Annotated in this window: 27 protein-coding genes; 2 read left to right on the top strand and 25 right to left on the bottom strand. The window is 59.4% G+C overall.

The features are described 5' to 3' along the window. Position 1: 1 nt before the first annotated feature. The 23 genes from AC5YUO_RS12975 to AC5YUO_RS12865 form a co-directional block, all read right to left on the bottom strand. Positions 2-328: a cell wall anchor protein gene (locus AC5YUO_RS12975; protein WP_496153569.1), complete on the bottom strand. Its 327-nt coding sequence runs from the start codon at positions 326-328 to the stop codon at positions 2-4. A gap of 42 nt (positions 329-370) precedes the next feature. Further along, a complete protein-coding gene (locus tag AC5YUO_RS12970; RefSeq protein ID WP_496153568.1) occupies positions 371-1,114 on the bottom strand; it encodes a TIGR02594 family protein in 744 nt (247 codons plus the stop codon). 107 nt (positions 1,115-1,221) lie between these two features. Then, positions 1,222-1,593, bottom strand: coding sequence for a sigma factor-like helix-turn-helix DNA-binding protein (locus tag AC5YUO_RS12965; RefSeq protein WP_496153567.1), 372 nt, complete (start codon positions 1,591-1,593; stop codon positions 1,222-1,224). Beyond that, positions 1,583-1,798: a hypothetical protein gene (locus AC5YUO_RS12960; protein WP_496153566.1), complete on the bottom strand. Its 216-nt coding sequence runs from the start codon at positions 1,796-1,798 to the stop codon at positions 1,583-1,585. The genes AC5YUO_RS12965 and AC5YUO_RS12960 overlap by 11 nt, the downstream gene beginning before the upstream one ends. After that, positions 1,798-2,460, bottom strand: a complete 663-nt coding sequence (locus AC5YUO_RS12955) for a regulatory protein GemA (protein ID WP_496153565.1) — start codon at positions 2,458-2,460, stop codon at positions 1,798-1,800. The genes AC5YUO_RS12960 and AC5YUO_RS12955 overlap by 1 nt, the downstream gene beginning before the upstream one ends. After that, a complete protein-coding gene (locus AC5YUO_RS12950; protein WP_496153564.1) occupies positions 2,457-2,654 on the bottom strand; it encodes a hypothetical protein in 198 nt (65 codons plus the stop codon). Before AC5YUO_RS12950 ends, AC5YUO_RS12955 begins: the two co-directional genes overlap by 4 nt. After that, on the bottom strand, positions 2,638-2,901 hold the full coding sequence (locus AC5YUO_RS12945) for a hypothetical protein (protein WP_496153563.1): 264 nt from the start codon (positions 2,899-2,901) through the stop codon (positions 2,638-2,640). Before AC5YUO_RS12945 ends, AC5YUO_RS12950 begins: the two co-directional genes overlap by 17 nt. Continuing rightward, complete coding sequence (locus tag AC5YUO_RS12940) at positions 2,898-3,062, bottom strand: hypothetical protein (protein ID WP_496153562.1); 165 nt, start codon at positions 3,060-3,062, stop codon at positions 2,898-2,900. The genes AC5YUO_RS12945 and AC5YUO_RS12940 overlap by 4 nt, the downstream gene beginning before the upstream one ends. Further along, complete coding sequence (locus AC5YUO_RS12935; protein WP_496153561.1) at positions 3,055-3,318, bottom strand: hypothetical protein; 264 nt, start codon at positions 3,316-3,318, stop codon at positions 3,055-3,057. Before AC5YUO_RS12935 ends, AC5YUO_RS12940 begins: the two co-directional genes overlap by 8 nt. Then, complete coding sequence (locus tag AC5YUO_RS12930; RefSeq protein WP_496153560.1) at positions 3,315-3,662, bottom strand: hypothetical protein; 348 nt, start codon at positions 3,660-3,662, stop codon at positions 3,315-3,317. The genes AC5YUO_RS12935 and AC5YUO_RS12930 overlap by 4 nt, the downstream gene beginning before the upstream one ends. Further along, complete coding sequence (locus tag AC5YUO_RS12925; RefSeq protein ID WP_496153559.1) at positions 3,659-3,898, bottom strand: hypothetical protein; 240 nt, start codon at positions 3,896-3,898, stop codon at positions 3,659-3,661. Before AC5YUO_RS12925 ends, AC5YUO_RS12930 begins: the two co-directional genes overlap by 4 nt. Then, positions 3,895-4,707, bottom strand: a complete 813-nt coding sequence (locus AC5YUO_RS12920; protein WP_496153558.1) for a hypothetical protein — start codon at positions 4,705-4,707, stop codon at positions 3,895-3,897. Before AC5YUO_RS12920 ends, AC5YUO_RS12925 begins: the two co-directional genes overlap by 4 nt. Then, a complete protein-coding gene (locus AC5YUO_RS12915; RefSeq protein ID WP_496153557.1) occupies positions 4,704-4,994 on the bottom strand; it encodes a hypothetical protein in 291 nt (96 codons plus the stop codon). The genes AC5YUO_RS12920 and AC5YUO_RS12915 overlap by 4 nt, the downstream gene beginning before the upstream one ends. A gap of 8 nt (positions 4,995-5,002) precedes the next feature. After that, positions 5,003-5,662 carry a DUF3164 family protein gene (locus tag AC5YUO_RS12910; protein ID WP_496153556.1) on the bottom strand — a complete coding sequence of 220 codons (660 nt, stop codon included), beginning with the start codon at positions 5,660-5,662 and terminating at the stop codon, positions 5,003-5,005. 32 nt (positions 5,663-5,694) lie between these two features. Further along, entirely contained in the window at positions 5,695-6,054 is a 360-nt protein-coding gene (locus AC5YUO_RS12905; RefSeq protein WP_496153555.1) for a hypothetical protein, read from the bottom strand. After that, entirely contained in the window at positions 6,038-6,439 is a 402-nt protein-coding gene (locus tag AC5YUO_RS12900; RefSeq protein WP_496153554.1) for a transcriptional regulator, read from the bottom strand. Before AC5YUO_RS12900 ends, AC5YUO_RS12905 begins: the two co-directional genes overlap by 17 nt. Beyond that, positions 6,436-7,062 carry a hypothetical protein gene (locus tag AC5YUO_RS12895; RefSeq protein ID WP_496153553.1) on the bottom strand — a complete coding sequence of 209 codons (627 nt, stop codon included), beginning with the start codon at positions 7,060-7,062 and terminating at the stop codon, positions 6,436-6,438. The genes AC5YUO_RS12900 and AC5YUO_RS12895 overlap by 4 nt, the downstream gene beginning before the upstream one ends. Next, positions 7,062-7,820: an AAA family ATPase gene (locus AC5YUO_RS12890; RefSeq protein WP_496153552.1), complete on the bottom strand. Its 759-nt coding sequence runs from the start codon at positions 7,818-7,820 to the stop codon at positions 7,062-7,064. The genes AC5YUO_RS12895 and AC5YUO_RS12890 overlap by 1 nt, the downstream gene beginning before the upstream one ends. A gap of 67 nt (positions 7,821-7,887) precedes the next feature. Beyond that, positions 7,888-10,131 (bottom strand): TnsB C-terminal domain-containing protein, encoded by a 2,244-nt coding sequence (locus tag AC5YUO_RS12885; protein ID WP_496153551.1) that lies wholly within the window; start codon positions 10,129-10,131, stop codon positions 7,888-7,890. A 30-nt stretch (positions 10,132-10,161) separates the two neighbouring features. After that, positions 10,162-11,007 carry a ParB/RepB/Spo0J family partition protein gene (locus AC5YUO_RS12880; RefSeq protein ID WP_496153550.1) on the bottom strand — a complete coding sequence of 282 codons (846 nt, stop codon included), beginning with the start codon at positions 11,005-11,007 and terminating at the stop codon, positions 10,162-10,164. Between the two features lie 114 nt (positions 11,008-11,121). Continuing rightward, on the bottom strand, positions 11,122-11,862 hold the full coding sequence (locus AC5YUO_RS12875; RefSeq protein WP_496153549.1) for a hypothetical protein: 741 nt from the start codon (positions 11,860-11,862) through the stop codon (positions 11,122-11,124). Then, complete coding sequence (locus tag AC5YUO_RS12870) at positions 11,859-12,056, bottom strand: hypothetical protein (protein ID WP_496153548.1); 198 nt, start codon at positions 12,054-12,056, stop codon at positions 11,859-11,861. Before AC5YUO_RS12870 ends, AC5YUO_RS12875 begins: the two co-directional genes overlap by 4 nt. Further along, complete coding sequence (locus AC5YUO_RS12865; protein ID WP_496153547.1) at positions 12,056-12,355, bottom strand: helix-turn-helix domain-containing protein; 300 nt, start codon at positions 12,353-12,355, stop codon at positions 12,056-12,058. Before AC5YUO_RS12865 ends, AC5YUO_RS12870 begins: the two co-directional genes overlap by 1 nt. A gap of 152 nt (positions 12,356-12,507) precedes the next feature. On the opposite strand from AC5YUO_RS12865, the gene AC5YUO_RS12860 reads away from it, so the two are divergent. Then, positions 12,508-13,212, top strand: a complete 705-nt coding sequence (locus AC5YUO_RS12860; RefSeq protein ID WP_496153546.1) for an XRE family transcriptional regulator — start codon at positions 12,508-12,510, stop codon at positions 13,210-13,212. A 545-nt stretch (positions 13,213-13,757) separates the two neighbouring features. On the opposite strand, the gene AC5YUO_RS12855 is transcribed toward AC5YUO_RS12860, so the two are convergent. Both AC5YUO_RS12855 and AC5YUO_RS12850 read right to left on the bottom strand, forming a co-directional pair. Further along, positions 13,758-15,050, bottom strand: coding sequence for an extensin-like domain-containing protein (locus AC5YUO_RS12855; protein ID WP_496153545.1), 1,293 nt, complete (start codon positions 15,048-15,050; stop codon positions 13,758-13,760). 357 nt (positions 15,051-15,407) lie between these two features. Continuing rightward, entirely contained in the window at positions 15,408-17,222 is a 1,815-nt protein-coding gene (locus tag AC5YUO_RS12850; protein ID WP_496153544.1) for a methyl-accepting chemotaxis protein, read from the bottom strand. Between the two features lie 241 nt (positions 17,223-17,463). Here AC5YUO_RS12850 and AC5YUO_RS12845 point away from each other — a divergent pair, with 241 nt between their 5' ends. Then, a complete protein-coding gene (locus AC5YUO_RS12845; RefSeq protein ID WP_400813440.1) occupies positions 17,464-17,778 on the top strand; it encodes a DUF1883 domain-containing protein in 315 nt (104 codons plus the stop codon). Positions 17,779-17,889: the final 111 nt, after the last annotated feature.

The raw sequence follows: 17,889 nt of genomic DNA, 5'->3' as shown, positions 1-17,889 counted from the left end.
TTTACCCCTCGACCTTTCTGGCTTCGCGCAAGGCGAGCGTGATGGCGGCATAGGCCTCGGCAACCTTCACCAGGGCGTTTGCAGCGGTGACCGAAGACGGGTCACGGCAAACCACGTCCGCCGCATCCCAGGCGGCTTTTTCCCTGGCGACGACGGAGGACTTGATGGTGCCGGTGCTGGCAACAACCACGAAAGCGCTATGCGCCGTCGCAGCGGCCGAGCAGACCTGCGGCAAAATCTTCTGGATCGCATTGTCGATCGATCCGGTGGACTGGCAGGCGGACAACGCAAGCGTTGCAGCGACTGCGACGAAGACAGACTTGAACATCGTGGACCTTTTGATGATGGGAGGTTGGATGGGCATTGCGCGTCAGGCCTCGGTTTTCGAGACCTGAGCGCCGGCGCTGGAAAGCTCGACCTTGCCGCCGATCGGTGCGTCGGCCGTCTTCGGCCAGCGGACACCGCCCGCGACGAGGCGGCTTTTTTCGATACGGGTGATCGAAACCGAATTGTTCTGGTTGCCGCCCAACACATGGTAATGCGTCCGGTCCTCGCCGACATAAAGTCCGACATGAGCGCCGCCCTTGCGTCTGAAGACGAGGATTGCGCCGCGTGCGATCCGACCCTCGACGCCGAATTTTTTCCAGTTCATGGCACCGAGCGGATTGGCGGGAAGGGCTTCTTTCGGAAGCGTGGCGGCGATCAGATGGCCGACGAAGAGGCCGCACCAGGGAATATCGTCATCGGTGAAGAAGCTTGCGACCCAGCCGCCGAGTTTCTTGGCCCAACCCATGATGATCGGATTGGATTTCGAGCCGGCGATTTCCTTCAGGCCCATGAAGCGGCGGGCCTCGCGCATCCAGACGGGCTCGGCCGGAACCACGACCTTGTCGTGAACGACAAGCGTGCTGCTCGGGTTTTTGCTCTTTACGCCACGAAGGAGGTTTACGGTGGCAGTATCAGCGCGGCCGGTCTCATTTAGGCCTGCTGCATGCTGAAAACGCAAAAGTGCTGCGATAACCTCACGGCCATGAACGCCGTCTGTGATGCCGCCATAAGCGCCGGCGACACGCAGGCGGTCGATCAGCCATTCATCAAAGGTCTGGGTGGTCAAGGAAAGCCCCGTCAAGATGGCAACTGGCGGACATCGCGCGGGCCGATATGGGGGCAAATTAGAGTTTGGGGGGGAATAAATTCAGGCCCGCCGTGACGGGCGGGCCTTTAAAACATCTCAATCTGGCGGGGGTCTTTCTTTCGCCTCGGCTTGAGCGGCTCCCGGTTTCGAGCACGCTTTAAAAGCCTTTCAACACCGCTTTCAGTGAGGCCGAGGCGTTTGGCAATCTCGCGATTGCTCATTTCGGCATCGACATAACGGCGGGCGCGAAACTCTCGCGCCAGAGGCACTCTTATATATCCACCCGGAATAGCTTTGGCTAGCCGGTATGCAGCATCAACGCCGATCGTCGCCGGAAGTTCACTTCGCTCCGGATCGGACGGCACGTAAAGCCTGACGCCGGCATGCGCCTCTACCAGGGCGAAGAAACCATCCTCGCCAAGCGTTGCGTAGAGATCGATCGTATCTTCATTGGCCACGGGAAATCCTGTTCGAAATGATGAGCTGCTCTTCTGTCAGCGCCCGCAGGCGCGCTTCCAGCTCGATGCGTCGATGGGAGAAGCGCGGCAGCTTGGCGATCCTTGCCGCCAGTTGGTCGCGCCGGGATTGGAGAACGTCGATCGCCTGCCGGTCCGGCCAGCCAAATAGCGGCATGCCAGTCGGGGGAGCGACGTTCCCGGTCATCACTTTTTGGCCTTCTGAGCTGCCTTGTGCTTGCGCACCTGGCTACCGAGGTAATTCATGACGGACATCCATTCGGCATCTGTCACGTCGCGGTATGTGGCCTTTTGCTTCAGCAGTTCCGTCACGAAAGGCCAAAAATCGTCGCGGCCGCCACCCGGTGCCAGGATCGCCCACTGCGCGCGGGCGATCTTGTAACCGTGACGTTTTTCGTAAGGCTGGCATGTAACAGGATCGGCCCACGCGACACCCGCCCGCGCAAGCATCCCCTTCAGCGCTTCGATGACGCTCGCGCCGTCGCTGCCCTTATGGACGAAACGCATGTCGGAAATGTTCGGCAGCTGCCGGCCCATGGCGAAAGCTTCAAGCGCACTGTCGCGGCGATCGTCAATGACGCCGAGATTGTAACAGGCGATCCAGAGCGCCCGCATCTTCGGCAGGTATTTGCCGGAAAGAGGACGCTTGCCGTCGCGGTCGTCCTGGCGAACCGGTGCAGGACGTTCGTCGTTGCCGCGCAGGTTATCGAGGACCTTCTGGCGCTCGGCTTCCGTCATGTCCTTGGTGGATGTCTTGCCGGTCAGAATATGCAGCTTGGCGCGATAGGCAAAGTCGTCCAGGCCGAGTTTCTTCTGCTCGATCTTGATGGCGGCAATGGATTTGCTCATTTCGACATCCTCCGCGCTGCGTGTTCTGCAATGTCGGACAGGCAAAACTCGGAAGATGCGACTTCTTCATCGTCGTTGATGGTCATGATACGGACAAAGAGCTTGCCGCCGTTCGAGAGAACGAAATGACCGTCTTTCTGGAATGCATCGACCAGCGCCGGAAGGAGCTGCTCGGCTTCAAATGTCCTCGGCATCGTATGCCTCGCTGATTTCGGTGGTGGTGAAGGTGGTTTTGAAGACCGGCACGAAAAAGCGCACATAGACGAGCTGGACGGACCAGCCCCGGCTTTGCGCCTTTTCCCAGGTGTCGCGTTTGCGGTATTTCGATGCGATCGCCTTGGCGGAGGTCTCGCTCCATGTTTTCGGCTGAAGCTTTCCGGACGGAGAGCAAAGCACATAGCCTTTCGAGAAGGCCGCAGGAATTTGGCGTTTACTCGTCATGCAGCACCGCCTTCGGGTCTGGGGCGGCGCGCCAGCGACCAGGCGCTGAAGGCGCTATTCTGGCAGCGGGAGCATGGGCGCATCTTGCCGTCGATATCTTCCACCACTTTGGTGTCGTCACAGCACAGGCATTTTACGGGGGTCATTGCGGCCTTATTCATCGGCATCCCCATAGTAGGGCAACTGTTTCGCAGGAGCCGGAAGCGCGAGCAAGGGCGCATCCGTCTTCTTGGCGGGAACTTTGCGGGGCGTTTTCGCAGCCTTCTGCTCGGCTTCGATTTCATCGAGCTGGTTGAGAATGCTGGCCATCTGGTAGCGGTCTGCCGTCTCGATCTCGATCTTGATCGTGGACTTTCCACCCTTGGTGGCGGCCGAGAAGGATTTCAGGGTGGCGTCAGAAAAATAGATGCTGGTCACTGCGCACCGCCTTCCGCATCATCGAGCACGGCATCGATGAGGTTGCCGTCAGCGATCGCCGTAACAAGATCGGCGATCAACCGGTCGGTGCTCACGCCGCGCTTGGCGGCGTGAGGGCGAAGACGCTGGCGCACGGTGAGCGGGATAAGATCGGCAACCGTGGAACCCGATAGAGAAACCCTCTTTGCCGATCGGTTTCTGGCCCGCTTCGCGCAGCTTTCGAGGCCGGAGGCAGCGTTTTCGCTGATGCCAAGGATGCGGGCGATCTCGCTGATCCCTTTACCCTGCTCGCGCATGGCGAGGACAGCAGCGGTTTTCGTGGCGTAGCCCATGATCTCCGTCATGCCGCACCGCCCTTCGAGGCATAGTAAGCAAGCCTTTCCTCAATGCCCGGCACCAACCCATTGTTGAGCATACCGGCAGCTAGACGCGCATCGCCCATGACCGTGAGCAGGACGGCCGCGATGGCATGTTCTGCCGTCACAAGTATTTGGGCCTGCTTTGCGATCGGGTCGCGACCGTCGATAATCGTTTTGGCGGCTGCGATGGCGCGTACGGTATCATTGGCGCTCTCGCTCATGCCGCACCGCCCTTCGCGGGCGTCAGATGCCGCGACACCATCGCCTCGATTTCGGTGAGCGGTACGTTGGCGCGAGCAACGCTGGTGAGTTCCGCGACGAACCACGTGCACATGTTCTCGTCGAGCGCCGCCAGTAGCGCTTTTTCCGGGTTGGCGATGATGAGGCGTTTTAAATGCCATTCAAGCGGATCAACGGGCGAAGCGGCAGGTGCAATGCGCTCACCGCGCGCAATGAGGAAAGCGCAGAAATTGGCGACATCGACAGGATCACCTTTTTCGACGTGCTCTCGCAACATGCGGGAAAGGTCCGCATTCGTGCATTGCGTAGGATCGTCCCAACCGCTGCGACCCTTCCTGCGGGCAAGGAACAGCTTGTTTTTCATCCTCGCCGCAGCGATGAGCAAATCAACGGCCTCATTGTCCGCGTGCGGATAATGGCCGTCATCAACCGGCAGCGCCGATCCCGTCGGCTTCGTGGCCTGCTTGGCTCTGATCGCCTCGATCTTCGTCCAGACGCGGGCAAGCTCGGTCTTTGCCGCTTCGTCCATGTCGATACCGTGCGAAACGCAGAACGAGGCCAGCGTGACCATAGTGCCGCCGATCTCCTGGTGAGGTTCGCCGGCCGGTCGGCTATAGACGTAGGACAGAAGCGACATGACGCGCGTGGCCGGATAACCGACCGACTGGACGAGTTCTAACGCTTCCTCAATGAAACGATCGGCGCGCTCTGTCTTATCAGCGGCAATGGCAGGGCCGAAGCATTCGAGCAGCCACTTCGCAACGCCGTCCTGGAAAGAAAGCTTGCTCATGCCGCACCGCCTTTCGACACGACATCGGTGTCGAGATTGTTATGCACGAAGGCTTCGACGCCAGCATCACGCGGGTAGCCGTAGCCCTCGACAAAATAGTGAGGCTCAAAATCCGTTCCGGACGCCGCCAAACGCGCGATGTGTTTGGCATGCTCCTCGAACGCACCTTCATCCGTGCCGAAGTCGGAGATGCATTCGTTGAACTCGGCCATCAGCTTAGCCGTGAACTTGGTTTCATCAATGCGGACGGTGATGCGCTGCGTTACATCAACAACAAAGGTTTTCATGTCGAGCCTCACGCGTCAGCAATGTTGAGGGAGATGCGAACCCACTCCGCATCGTGCGATTCCCGGAAACTGAAATGCAGGTACTCTTTCGAGCCGATCACCCGCACAGCCGCGTTGATGGCTTCCATCGCCTTAACCCAGCGCGGATCGTCGCTTTCGATCTTGAACAGTTCGAATACGGCGTCCTTGCTGATCTTGCCGGCCTGATCGACATTGAAGGCGCGAGTGACGAGGCCACGGATTTCGGCGCGGCCGTCTTCCGTCCACTCGTTCAAGCATTCGTCGATAAGCCCTTTCGCGACCTGCAGCTGCGGCCCGAACTCGATCAGCTTGTTTACACGGGTCTCAACAGACATCAGCCCGTCGATCGTGCGGTATTTCTGGTTTCCGGCTCCGGCGCGGCCGCGCTTGACGAGGCCGTATTTGGCCTCAAGGTTACGATCGAACTCGGCGATATCGGCGCGGGTATGCGCCTTGAAGCGCGCCAGTTCGGCGGAAAGCGGCTTGGCGAACCCGATGATCTTGCGGACCATCTGGTCCTCAAGGAAGTCTTCTGCCTTCACCAGGGCAAGCGGCGTCAGGCCGCCGTCGGCGTTGGTGACATATTCCTTGCCGTTGACGACGGTGATGCCGGCTGCGGCCTTTTCTTCCAGAATTACAGCTTCCATGGGTAAAACCTCATAAATTAATGTGAAGGGGATCAGGCCGCGTCGCCACCGGGCGGCGCGGAAGGTGGTGAATTGTCGGGCTTGGCGCGGAAGGGGATGACGTTGCCGCCATCCTCGGTGTCGGGCCGCATGAGACCGAGAACCTCGGCCGTGACCCGGTTCATGTTGGTGATGAGCGCCAGGCGATCTTGCGAGGCGCGACGGTTCCACTCCGCCTGCGACCAGGCGTTTTCGAGCTTGCGGGCGAGATCGGCAATGCGGCCGATGTGAACGATGACGTTCGCCGAGGTCACCTGATCAAGGTTGATCGTGCCACGTTCGGTGATGACGCCATTCAAATCACGCGCCAGCTGAAGCAGATAATCGGAAACGCATTCAGGCTTCGCCGTCATTGGAAGGCTCCTTTACGAGGCTGTGAGGGCATCTGTTCCGGCACGCCTGGAACATGCGGACGGAGTTGGCGCTGGCGGTCGAGAAAGGCCGTTTCTGCCAGCCGAGGCAGACATCCCGGCCGATCTCCTGCAGGACCGGGCAAACGACCGTCTTGTGCATCAGAGCGCCGCGCACGATCTGCTCGATGCGGTTGACATCGCCGGGATAGCTGTTCGACAGCAGCTGGCTGACGGTCGAGCCGGAATAGCCGATGCGCTTGCCGATCGCCGTCTGGTTCTCGGCATTGCAGGCTTCGCCGAGCGCGACGATCCAGTCCGGGGCAGAGCCGCCCCAGGCGGTGTGGGCCTTCTCGACATTGTCGAGTTTCAGCTTCAGAACCGTCATGGCTGCACCTCAACGGTCACCGGCTCGCCAAAAATCTTCTGGGCGTTCGGGTCGTAGACGGTTTCGGTTTTCAGGAGCTTCGGCGCTTCGGGACCGGTGTTGCGGATGAGACGCCAGATCGTCGGCTTTGAGCTGGTCCCACGCTGCAGCACGATCAGATATTCGGCGCGCAACAGGCAGGAGATATAAAGCCGTGACGAACGCTGAGCGACCTTCAGCGTGTCGGTCGATGCGTGCACCGAAATATCAAGCAGCGTGAACCCGTTGCGGAAGAATGGCGAGCGCATGGCATTCCAGAGCGCCTGGCGCGCTGTCATATGATCGGCGATCAGCGTGCCATCCCGCTTGAACACGGGGGTGGCGGACTGCCGGACGGCAACGCGGAAGAACGCCATGCCGCGCGGGTTCTGTTCGCCAGTGCGGTTGATAAGCTGCGCTTTCTCGCACATGGCAAGGAACGTCGAAATCTGTTCCCGGCCACGATTGTTGGAGAAGTCGAAGATATCATCGACGCTGAAGGACTGGCCGCGCATCTCGGCGTCCATCATCAGTTTCCAGTAATGGTCCTGGCCGGTCAGGACGCGCTGTCCCTTGGCGACGGCGATCTTGAGGGCGATCGACATTATGCGGCCTCCCTTCTGGTCGGCAGACGCGACCGGGAGAAGTGACCGGAACCACCTTCGTAGGTGGCAAGGTCGATCGAACTGACGCCCGCCTTCGCCGCCGCCTCGGCGATCGCGTGCAGGGTGTTGCCGATACGGCGTACCCGGCCTTCGCCCTCGATCCGCGCCTTGTCGAGCAGGTCAGCCGCGATCTTCAGCTGCGGATAGAATGTGCGGGCGAGCGTGTCGGTATCAGCGAGATCGCACGGGCTGGCGAATTTGGTGTCGAGCACCAAATCCTTGAACCTGTCACCCGTCGCTTCCAGCTTCTGCGGGAAATGCTCTTCACCGATCAGCATGACCGGAACGCCGCTCGCCTTGACGATGCCGCGCACCAGCTCGATCAGGTTGCGCTTGATGAGCAGATCGCCTTCGTCGATGATGAGCGGGCGTTTCGGATCACGGGCGAGCAGACCGATGATCTGATCTTCCAGATCGGTGAGCTTGCCACGTGGCTGGAAAATGCCGAGTTCCGACAGGATGGAGCGCAGCAGCTTGTCACGCGTCCAGGTATCGCGGACTTCGACATAGGCAGCACCGGTCTTGTTCTGGCAATAGAGCGCCGCCACGCTCTTGCCGTAACCAGAATAGCCGGCCAGTACACCAAGGTTCGGCTGAAGGGGGTGGCGGTTCTGCAGAGACCGCACAAGCGCCATCGCAGTCGCGACGTTCTTCAGCGGCGCTGTCTCGCCATTGACTTTTACGGGTTCCATCGTCATGTTGATCCTCGTTTTGATTGGTAGAGAATGAGGGGGTCGGTGCCAGCCGGCCCCTTTTTCGTGGGCGTCAGCCGCGCAAGGCGACCTCCATCCCGAAATCTTCCAGAAGGTCCGTGCGGACCTGATAATCGGTGCTGCTTTTGTACCGGACGAGCCGGATGGCATCTTCGTCGGACACATGCGCGCCGGAGGCGATCGCCGCCTCGATCGACATGGCCCACTGGAACATGCGGGCGTCCTCGGAGAGCGACGACACTGGATCAAGCTGGACAACGTTGGTGGCCGCCTTGATCTCGGCCTCGCGCACCATCGCCTCGTGCAGCTTCTGCGCCGCCTCGGTGAGTGTTCTGGCCTTCGGCATACGCGGCCCGGTGATCGCATCCAGTGCCGCCGCAATGGCGGGGGTGGAATACTGTTCCTCGCGCTTCGGCAGCTGGATGACGTTGGCGGCCTCGGCCTGGCGTTCTTCCAGGCGCTTGCGGCGGACTTCGAGCGAACGAAGGATCGCGGCCGGGCCTTTTTTGATCTCGCGGATTTCCGCTTTCACTTCCTTGACGCGCTCGGCCACCATCGCCTTGTTTTCGGCAATGAGGGCGGCCGCAAACTCGGCCGGGTTGACGCCGGAGAACTGCGGGCAGACGGCGACATCGAGGAACTCGCTGCCATCGGCGCTGTAGACGTAAATCCGGCCGAGATCGTCGGGATGCTGGCGGCAGAACACTTCCGTGCCGACCATGATCTTGCCGGACAGATAGAACTTGTGGTCGTTGCGGATGCCCTGGTGTCCCATCTTGCGGATGCCGTTGGCACCGACAAGCGGCATGAGCAGCGCATCAAGGGCGCGTTCGTCGATCCGGCGAACCTTCGTCGCCGATTGCGCCGCCGCTTCGTTCGGCGACTTCTTGAGGGTAAAGTGCTCACGGGCGTTGTAGTCGACCCTAAGCCATTCGTCCGTCCAGGCGCGCAGCTGGTCGATCGTCATCGTGACTTCGAACAGCTCGCGATCGTCGGCGCCGAGGCGCTGTGCAAAACTCTTCTTGCTCTCGATCGCTTTCCGATCGGCAACGTTGTGGCCGATGTAACCCGGCAGCTGTGGCGCAACGTCGTGCTGAAACGTCTTGATGGCGCGCTCGACAATGCCCTTTTCGGCGGGGCTGTAGGCATTCGACGTGTCCGGCTTGATGTCGAGATCGTCGAACAGGCGTTTGGTGGCGTGCGCGACGAAATCGGAACCGTTGTCAGTCTTGATGACTTCCGGCACGCCCCATTCGAGGATCGCCTTGCGGATCAGCAGGGCCACGGCCTCGGCGCGCGGTGTTTTCGAAAAGATGATGATATAACGGCGGGTCGCAACATCGACACAGGCATACATCGACCAGCGCCCGTCAACGCAGAGCGCATCGACCGGCGAAGCGTCGATCATCCACATCTGGTTAGGGCGGGTGACGAAGCGATAGGCTCCGGTTCCCACGAGTTTCATGCGGGAGCGATACTGGTCGGGGTTGCTAACCGCCATGATGACGGCCTTTTCTTCCTCGCGCAGGTTCGCCATGAAATGCTGAAAGGTGCGCGGTGGCGGAAGGGGTTTCAGTTCGCCATTACGGTCGGAAAGCTCGCGCCCGAACTTGAACTCGACATAGTCGCGCACGTACTTGGCAGAGACTGCCGGCGCATCGGTGATCCAGGCGAGAATATGGGCGCGCACGCGACCACTGTTGGCCGTATCGAGCAGGCCGGTTCCCTTGCGGGCATCGGCAGGATCATGGGCGAGCGTCAGCCCGTCATTGTCACGGGCCGCCGCCCGCCAGCGCTGCAGGGTACGAACGGAAAGGTTTCCGATGGTTTTGGCAACCCAATCCGGCAATCCGTCAACCTCACCGGCATTGAAGGCAAGCACGAACATGTGGTCGGACGCCATGACGGTCATACGGTTCAGCCGCTTGAAGCGATCGGAAAGCCGCACCACGATCATGCGGGCGCTGCGTTCTTCCCGCGCCCGTTCCGTCAAATTGGCGTCGATCGCGCCGGAGACGCGCAGATCGTCCGGCACGACGCGGATGAACCGCTTCAGGTAGACCTGACGGACATCGAGCGGCAGCAGGTCGATGTGGTAGCGGGTGATCGTGCCGCCACGGCCCTTTTCCGACTTCACCAGGGCATGGTAGCGCTGCCAGTTTTCGCGGCGCGCGAGATCGTTGATGCCCTGCTTGGTGGCGGGGATGCCGGTCAACACGCCGTTCGCCGCCGCCTCGGCCATTTCCTGGGCGGTAAACCATACCTGCAACTCGTCTTTAACAGCGGCTTGAAGCATCTTAAATCCCCGTCAGTCCCGCGCCGGCCGTCAGGCCAGGTCGCCCTGTTCCTTCAAAATGGAAATGATCTCGGCCTTGTAGGCGGCGACGAAACTGCGCTTCTGGCGGATTTCGAAGCGCGACCACTTGTCGGCAAAAGCGGAGTAGGATTTCTCGACCGTATCCTCCGGCTTGATGCCCTTGGCGAGCGCGATGGCCTCGCCCACCGACGTGGTTTCCGGCTCATCACCAAGTACAAGGTCGAGAGCGGCAGACTGGATCGGCGGTTCTTCGTCGGAAAGCGCCTTCAGGTCGGACTGCTTTTTCTCGACCCATGTGCCGCGAATGCGCTCTTTCGAGACGAGCGACAGGTGCTCATATGTTGCCACCGCGATTTCAATCGCTCGGGTTGAAAAACCCGTTGCTTCGGCGGCAGTCTGGCTAAACGAAAAAATTTCGCTTTGCCTCTTTTTGCCACCAGTATGCTGATTGCCCTTATCGCCACCCTTGCGCGTTTCAGGGTGCAGGGCCTCATAGGCATGCTTCAGGGTGTGCAACGCCTCGCAACGCTCGAAGGCGGTATAATCCTCGCGGTTGAGGTTGGCCATCAACCCGCGCACGGTGCGTTCTTCCGGTCGCAGCCATGCCACCTTGGTGACGCGGGCGTCGATCTCATCAGCCTTTATGGACCGGAGTGCCAGAACGCGCAGCGCGCCATCGTCGATGGCGAAACGGCCGTCCTCAAGTTCGACGGCGATGATGGGTTGAAGCTGACCGTTGACGGTGATGTCCTTCGCCAGCGTTTCGATGCGCTCTGGGCGCTCGCTGCGAATGCGACGGTTGGGAAGGTCGATCAGATAGAGAGGAATTTTGCGGTAGTCGTATGGAGCGGTCATTTATGGCTCTGATCAAGAGTGAATGGATGCTTTTGGCGATACCGGGGCGACGGGGGCATGCCGCCCCGGCATCTGGCGTCGCTCCCTGGGGTAACAGAGCGACGATTGGGAAAATCAGCGGGAGCGGACGAGGATGCGGCAAAGCTCGGTCTGCATGTCCATCGTCAGGCAATCGACAAGCTTCGCGTCGATATCTTCGTCGCCCTCGCCAAGCAGGAGATCGACCAGCTTGTTTCCGGGTGTCATGTGGACATCGGCGTCCATGACGGTGGCGTTCGCCTCTGCAGACAGAACCTCCTGCAGGGCTTGCTGCAGGATCGTATCATCGAGCGGGATGGATGCAGGGCTGTAACCGGCCGCGAGCTTCGCCAGGTTGAATTCGTGGGCTGCGCTTACGATCGCGCGTGCCTGTTGCAGGCGAAGATCGTTTCGGGCGATCTGGGCAACCTCACATGCGATGTCTCGATCGGAGTTCTCAGGGAACTCAACGACGGTGCTGGGTCCCAGAAAGCGATCTCGGATTTTTTCGGAAGCCTCTGCACTGATGGTGGCTACGGCCGCCAGCAACCGCTGGCGCTCGGATGGATTTTCAGCCGCAGTGCTCGACTGAACCTCGGACGGGTGCGGACGCTCGATCAGGCCGTTTTTCACCCGCTCATGCCAGTCGGCGAACTCGACGAAGGTCGGCCCCTCGAACTGGCGCTTCTTCACGCCGTTGGCGAAGAAATGATAGGCCTCACGCTGCGACTGTGCGCGCTCGACGATGTTGTCAAAGGTAATCAAGACGAGGTCCATGACACGCGGAGGTACGCGGTCGAAGAACGGCACGGCGACGTAATTGCGAACTGCATTCATTGCATGGCTCCGATCTGGTTGATGAGTGCGAAAATGGCGGCTGACACGCCCGCGAACGCGAGACTGAAAATCAGCAGGGTGTCAGCCATCCGGCAGACGCGATCGCGGGCCGGAATGAAAGGATTGCGCACGAAGTTCGCACGTTTGGGACTGCGACTTGCGCCAAAAGCTGGAGAGGCGGGGCGGCGGCGCATCACGCCGCCGCCTTGTCACGGCTAGCCGGATTCTTTTTGGTTTCGCCGTCGCCCCATTTTTTGCTATCGAAGATGCTGGAAGTTTTCTTGGGATAACGGTCCGGCCACAAGTCTTCTGGCTTTTGGTCAATAAAGGAGGCGAGCGCGTCCTGGCCGGCATAGTGCGTCATGGACTTTACCTTCCGCAGAATGGAAGGATGCAGTCCTGAACGGCTTGCCAGTTCAGTAAGCGTCATGCCCCGGCGATGGACTTCTGCCTTGATGGCATCCCAGTCCATGGTGGGCTTAACTTTTCCCATTAGGAAACTCCGCTTTAAGGAACGGGCACGGCAATGCCCGTTTTTTAAGGTTTTGTTCATCGCAAAAGCGAAGCGCTGTTGCGGTTCGCATGAATGGGAGAATAGACACGTTTGGGATATTTTCAAGGAGTAATTTCAAACGTGCGGATATTATGACCCAAAATGAGACCATCGGTGAGCGCTTGGCGCTTCTGCATCCTGGAGTTTCACGCCTTAGCTTTGCTAAAAAGCTAGGCGTTTCAGATAGTACATTGGGGAACTATGAGCGGGATGAGCGCATACCGGATGCCAAGTTCTTGGCGCATCTGCGTCGAGAGACGGGTGTCGATATCAACTGGCTAGTTTCAGGCGAATCGATTTCGGATGTCGCCTTGCCCTCGGACAACGTCACGGCCTTTAGACCCGCGCCCGTCACCAAGAATGGCATAGAAAGCTCTGACCTAGTAACGATACCAGCCTACGGCGAGGTTCGACCTTCCGCAGGTGCTGGGTCTGTATCCCCCAATCAGCAGAGCACAAGTGTCGTGGCGTTCGATCGAGGATGGTTGCGCGAGATTGGCGTTAACCCAGGCTACGCAGTTGTTCTCTTCGCAGACGGCGATAGCATGTACCCAACAATCCCAAATGGATCGGCTATGGTGGTAGACACATCGAAGCTGGAAATCCGTCATGGGTGCATTTACGTTTTTGATCTCGACGGTGACCTAATGGTAAAGAGGATTGAGCGTCTTCCAGATGGCACGATCGATCTAATTTCCGATAACAGAGACCGATATCCTACTCGCAACGTCACAAAGGATCGTCTTGAGAAAATGCACGTGGTCGGCAGGGTTTATTCCGCCGTACGCACCTTTTAAGGCGGTTTTGAAATTTTCCGCTTATGGGCAGTCCTCGAAGTTGAAGCTTTGGAGGAAGTTATTGATTTTTAAGAAGGAAAGGATAAGTGGAAAACGCGCTTTTAAATGCCAAAATCTCTTTCCACTTTTTTGCGCTCAACCTGTTATTTTTCAGCGAGTTAGCGTGACCATAATTTTTTGCTATCCCTCACTTACCGCCAAACGTTCTCGCGCATCGTGTTTTCTAACCTGACCAGTCGACCCGCCCGCATTGGCGGTTTTTGCCATTTAAATCAGTGTATTGGACACGGATTGACGGGCAGTGACAGGAAATGACGGGATATGCTCTACCTGCCATCTGTTATTGCGGGGTACACTTGAGCCGGAATCCAGGCGACACGCGTCTGCGCGGCGGAAAGACTCTTTTCAGCTCAAGGACTTGAGCTGACTGGATTCCGGCTCAAGGCCGGAATGACGGAGGTTTTTGATATAACGCACCATAACAAGTGAGGGGAGCACCGCACAAAATATCGTCGTGCACCATAATACCCGCCACATCCAAATCCCTAGTCACAATGCCTGTAACCTGACTTGCGCGTGCGCAAGTCGAAGTGAAAATGGTTCCAGTGGTTGGGATCGCTGCCCGGCCCGAGAACGGTCGAGAAATATTTACAGCTGTCCGATCTGACAGCCTTCAGCAGCGCCTTTTCGCGGAAAGCGAAGAAGCTCTTCTTGCGAACATCGATTTCCTTGCCGTTCTTCAGCGTGATGGTGCCGATATCGATGGCATTACCGCGTGCGTGTTCCGACCACGGGTTGCTGGAGCGCGAATTCATCTTGCGGCAGGAATATCCGCCCATCGGCGTGATGCGGCCGACGCCCGAGAGATAACGGAAGCGCGAGGATGGCACGAGTTCGAACTTCACCCATTTCGCAAAGGCAAGCGTGACCTGACAATTGAGCTTCACCGCCGGCCGGACGGCGACGCCGCTGGCGAGACCGCTGAGTTCGATCGGATAGTCGATACCGCAGGTTGGACCATCGGCAATACGCGCGACATCGCGGAAAGCGACACCGAGGCGGCGCAGCTCAGAACGGCAGGCAACTTCGGAAGGTGGCATGACGCCGGGCGGCATGGACCGGTTGCTTTGCAGCCCGCCGCCCGCCATCGGATTATCAGGCATCAGCATGGCCACTTCTTCCACCGGCTGACGACGGGAAGAGGCGCCGAGCGGCGGCGGTGGGACGAGCCGAGATTGGCTGGCCCGTTGCGTCTGGCGGGCCGGAGGCACGGCCATGGGATTATCCGTGCCGATACCATCCACCACCGGCTGCGCCGAAGCGCCTTCGGCGATATCCGCATCCTGTTCTTCGGCAAGTCCGCGAACCGGCTCCACGCCCAGCATGGAATCCATATTCACCCCGCCTTCGCCTTCGGCGATCTGGTTGCTGGCCATCTGCTGCGCGGGCATCGTCTGGCCCTGCATGGTCTGCGCCGGTGCAGCCGTGTGGCCACTGGCCGCCATGCGCGCCTGATGCTGGGAATCGAGTGTCGAATAAGCCTGCCCGCCCTGCGGCGATTGCAGCAGGGGATCCTGCGAAGCGTAAGGCTCCGGCATCGGCTGTGAAACGGCGGCAGGATAGTCGGTACCCTGCCCGGCCTGCCCGGCCTGCTCGGCCTGATACACCGCACCTGCCGGCGCGCTGTAACCCTGCTGCCGCGAGGAGCGGATGGCGCTGACGCGCGTGGTGCCGTCCACTTCCGCCGGCGGCACGAGGCCTTCCGCCGAACACGACACCATGACCGTGGAAATCAACAGCAACGTCACAAGACGACGCGGAAGGGAAACATACGCCATACGAGAACCTGTACCTTCAGCGGCCGCTATTCGCGGCAATACAGGCTAAATTTTAAAGAAATGAGGTAAACGAAACCTTATTGGTTGCGGGAAATAACGAATGGCTGGTGCTATGGCACTCAAAAAAGAAAGGGCGCTGTCAAGCTGCGCCAATCAATCTCGGCACTCATCCGCAAGGCATGGCGCCTCTTAAGCGACGCTCTTTTCCTCCGTCATGCCGGCCTTGAGCCAGCATCCAGCCAGCCCAAGTCCTTGGGCTGAGAAGAGTCCTTTCGCCACGCAGACGCGTGGACTGGATTCCGGCTCAGGGCCGGAATGACGGAAAGAAATTCCCCGATCAGCTCCACACCATGAAAATCACGCCGCCCGCGAAACCTCGCGCCCGGCGCCCTGTCCAAGTTCGAAACGCGAAAGCAGCGAGCGCAGCTGGCGGCTTTCCTCGGCGAGCGTCTGGCTGGCCGCCGTCGTTTCTTCCACCATGGCGGCATTCTGCTGTGTCATCTGGTCCATGTGGTTGACGGAGGTGTTGATCTCCTGCAGGCCGGTCGCCTGCTCGCGCGCGGCCGTGGCGATGGAGTTGACGTGGCCATCGACGCGGTTGACCAGCGCCACGATCTCATCCAGCGCATCGCCCGTCGAGCGCACAAGTGCGACACCGCCGCCGACCTCTTCCGCCGAACGATTGATGAGGGTCTTGATTTCCTTGGCCGCATTGGCGGAACGTTGCGCCAGTTCGCGAACCTCTTGCGCCACCACCGCAAAACCACGCCCGGCCTCGCCCGCACGCGCCGCTTCCACACCGGCATTCAGCGCCAGAAGATTGGTCTGGAAGGCGATTTCATCGATGACCGAGATGATCTGGCCGATGCGTTTCGAAGATTCCTCGATACGGCCCATGGCTTCGACGGCATTGCGGACGATCTCGCCCGAGCGGCCGGCGCTGGTTTTCGTGTCCTGCACCATCTGCCGGGCTTCGTTGGCACGCTCGGAAGCGGTGCGCACCGTGGCGGTAATCTCGTCCAGCGCGGCCGCCGTCTCCTCCAGAGCCGCCGCCTGCTGTTCGGTGCGGCGGGAAAGATTGCCGGTCGCGCCGCTGATGTCGGAGGCGCTGTCATTGACCACATGGCCGGTTCTGGCAATCGCCTCGATCGCACCGTGCAGCGCACCGACGGCACGGTTGAAGTCCATGCGCAGCTTTTCGTAATCCGCGCCAATATCTCTGAGTGAAACGGTCAGATCGCCATTAGCTAGCGCTTCGAGCGCATTGCCCAGTTGCTCCATGGCATGTGCCTGCCGCTCGGATGCGGAGCGCAGAACCATCTCGTTACCATGCCGCTCCGCCTCCAGCGCCCGCTGCTGATCCGCCTCGCGGGCCTGCAGCGCGCTGCGCTCATTGACACTGTCGCGCAATACCAGCAGCGTCTTGGCAATCGCGCCGATTTCATTGCGCCGGTCGGCGAACTGGATATCCGCCGCGCCGTCACCATCGGCGATCCGCCGCATGCTTTGGCGGATGAGGTCGATCGGCCGCGTTACGCTGCGCACGACGGCTGCAGCCACGCCGACAACCAGAAGACCTGCGGCGATGCACAGACCGCCAGTAAAATAAACGTCGCGCCAGAACACCGCTTCAAGATCGTCAACATAAACACCGGTGCCGACAATCCAGCCCCAGGGGGCGAAACCGGCGACATGGGAAAATTTCTCGACCGGCTCCGGCGCACCGGGCTTCGGCCAGTAATAGTCGACAAAACCCTTGCCGCCCGCCTTGACCGTGTTCACGAACTCGACGAACAGCGCCTTGCCGTTCGGGTCCTTGTTGGCGGTAAGGTCCGTGCCGTTCATTTCCGGTTTGATCGGATGCATCACCATTTTGGGATGCATGTCGTTGATCCAGAAATAGCCGCTGCCATTGCCGTAGCGCATGGCCGCAATGGTCGTCTTGGCCTGCTGTTGCGCCGCCTCCCGCGTCAGGCTTCCGCCCTGCTCCAGCCGGTAATATTGATCGAGAATGGCAACAGCGGTTTCGTTCATTGCCGCAAGCCCGGCTTTCCGTTCGCGCTCCATTTCATGGTAGCTTTCAAACAGGCTGAATGTCAGGGCCGCGGCCAGTATTGCCAGAAACAATGCGACCAGCGCATAAAGGCGCATAGATATTGTTACGTTTTTCATGTTCCCCCTCAACGTCGCTGATGCACTTCGACCAGCCGATGTTAAAGGCAAAAAATTTATTATTATTAAATACACATATTATACGTTGGTATTATTCTTATATGCCCGTCCTTCATGGCGACACCATTCCGGACAGGCACAACAGCCATGAATTTTCAAACCGGCCGGCGGCATTTAAAGACACCGTTAACCGTGTGGCTCCTATCCTCTTTGACCGAAATACTTTACAGGGAGGCGCGCGATGGCCCGGCCGAATTTCCGCTATACGCATTATGACCTGAAGGAATTGCGGGCAGGCACGGTCATTGAAATATCCCTGTCGGCCGTCAACAATGTCCGGCTGATGACGGGCGCGAATTTCCAGCGTTTCACCGAATTGCTGGATTTCAAATATCTCGGCGGCGTCGCGAAAAAATCACCGATCCGCATCGCCATTCCCGAAACATTGCACTGGCATCTGGTGATCGATGCCGAAGGCCATAGCGGTCTCGCCGAATCCTCGGTCAAGATGCTGCCCGCGCAGCCGCAGGCGGCACCACATCGCAAGGCATCCTGATTTCCTTTAAAAACAGTGGGTTATCGCGGTTTCGCGACTCTTTTTGCCAGCACCCTGAATCTTTTTCTCAAGATCGGCCGCAATAGGGTTTTCGGATCAAACCGCGTAAAA

It is taken from the genome of Agrobacterium sp. LEGMi-208b (genome assembly GCF_059511785.1).
This window is presented reverse-complemented; position numbering and strand designations above follow the sequence as displayed.

Bases quoted from the DNA above. Each gene is read 5' to 3' on its own strand.
- AC5YUO_RS12975 (WP_496153569.1), bottom strand. From the start codon at position 328: ATGTTCAAGTCTGTCTTCGTCGCAGTCGCTGCAACGCTTGCGTTGTCC.
- AC5YUO_RS12960 (WP_496153566.1), bottom strand. From the start codon at position 1,798: ATGACCGGGAACGTCGCTCCCCCGACTGGCATGCCGCTATTTGGCTGG.
- AC5YUO_RS12955 (WP_496153565.1), bottom strand. From the start codon at position 2,460: ATGAGCAAATCCATTGCCGCCATCAAGATCGAGCAGAAGAAACTCGGC.
- AC5YUO_RS12950 (WP_496153564.1), bottom strand. From the start codon at position 2,654: ATGCCGAGGACATTTGAAGCCGAGCAGCTCCTTCCGGCGCTGGTCGAT.
- AC5YUO_RS12945 (WP_496153563.1), bottom strand. From the start codon at position 2,901: ATGACGAGTAAACGCCAAATTCCTGCGGCCTTCTCGAAAGGCTATGTG.
- AC5YUO_RS12940 (WP_496153562.1), bottom strand. From the start codon at position 3,062: ATGAATAAGGCCGCAATGACCCCCGTAAAATGCCTGTGCTGTGACGAC.
- AC5YUO_RS12930 (WP_496153560.1), bottom strand. From the start codon at position 3,662: ATGACGGAGATCATGGGCTACGCCACGAAAACCGCTGCTGTCCTCGCC.
- AC5YUO_RS12925 (WP_496153559.1), bottom strand. From the start codon at position 3,898: ATGAGCGAGAGCGCCAATGATACCGTACGCGCCATCGCAGCCGCCAAA.
- AC5YUO_RS12920 (WP_496153558.1), bottom strand. From the start codon at position 4,707: ATGAGCAAGCTTTCTTTCCAGGACGGCGTTGCGAAGTGGCTGCTCGAA.
- AC5YUO_RS12915 (WP_496153557.1), bottom strand. From the start codon at position 4,994: ATGAAAACCTTTGTTGTTGATGTAACGCAGCGCATCACCGTCCGCATT.
- AC5YUO_RS12910 (WP_496153556.1), bottom strand. From the start codon at position 5,662: ATGGAAGCTGTAATTCTGGAAGAAAAGGCCGCAGCCGGCATCACCGTC.
- AC5YUO_RS12905 (WP_496153555.1), bottom strand. From the start codon at position 6,054: ATGACGGCGAAGCCTGAATGCGTTTCCGATTATCTGCTTCAGCTGGCG.
- AC5YUO_RS12900 (WP_496153554.1), bottom strand. From the start codon at position 6,439: ATGACGGTTCTGAAGCTGAAACTCGACAATGTCGAGAAGGCCCACACC.
- AC5YUO_RS12895 (WP_496153553.1), bottom strand. From the start codon at position 7,062: ATGTCGATCGCCCTCAAGATCGCCGTCGCCAAGGGACAGCGCGTCCTG.
- AC5YUO_RS12890 (WP_496153552.1), bottom strand. From the start codon at position 7,820: ATGACGATGGAACCCGTAAAAGTCAATGGCGAGACAGCGCCGCTGAAG.
- AC5YUO_RS12885 (WP_496153551.1), bottom strand. From the start codon at position 10,131: ATGCTTCAAGCCGCTGTTAAAGACGAGTTGCAGGTATGGTTTACCGCC.
- AC5YUO_RS12880 (WP_496153550.1), bottom strand. From the start codon at position 11,007: ATGACCGCTCCATACGACTACCGCAAAATTCCTCTCTATCTGATCGAC.
- AC5YUO_RS12875 (WP_496153549.1), bottom strand. From the start codon at position 11,862: ATGAATGCAGTTCGCAATTACGTCGCCGTGCCGTTCTTCGACCGCGTA.
- AC5YUO_RS12870 (WP_496153548.1), bottom strand. From the start codon at position 12,056: ATGCGCCGCCGCCCCGCCTCTCCAGCTTTTGGCGCAAGTCGCAGTCCC.
- AC5YUO_RS12865 (WP_496153547.1), bottom strand. From the start codon at position 12,355: ATGGGAAAAGTTAAGCCCACCATGGACTGGGATGCCATCAAGGCAGAA.
- AC5YUO_RS12860 (WP_496153546.1), top strand. From the start codon at position 12,508: ATGACCCAAAATGAGACCATCGGTGAGCGCTTGGCGCTTCTGCATCCT.
- AC5YUO_RS12855 (WP_496153545.1), bottom strand. From the start codon at position 15,050: ATGGCGTATGTTTCCCTTCCGCGTCGTCTTGTGACGTTGCTGTTGATT.
- AC5YUO_RS12850 (WP_496153544.1), bottom strand. From the start codon at position 17,222: ATGAAAAACGTAACAATATCTATGCGCCTTTATGCGCTGGTCGCATTG.
- AC5YUO_RS12845 (WP_400813440.1), top strand. From the start codon at position 17,464: ATGGCCCGGCCGAATTTCCGCTATACGCATTATGACCTGAAGGAATTG.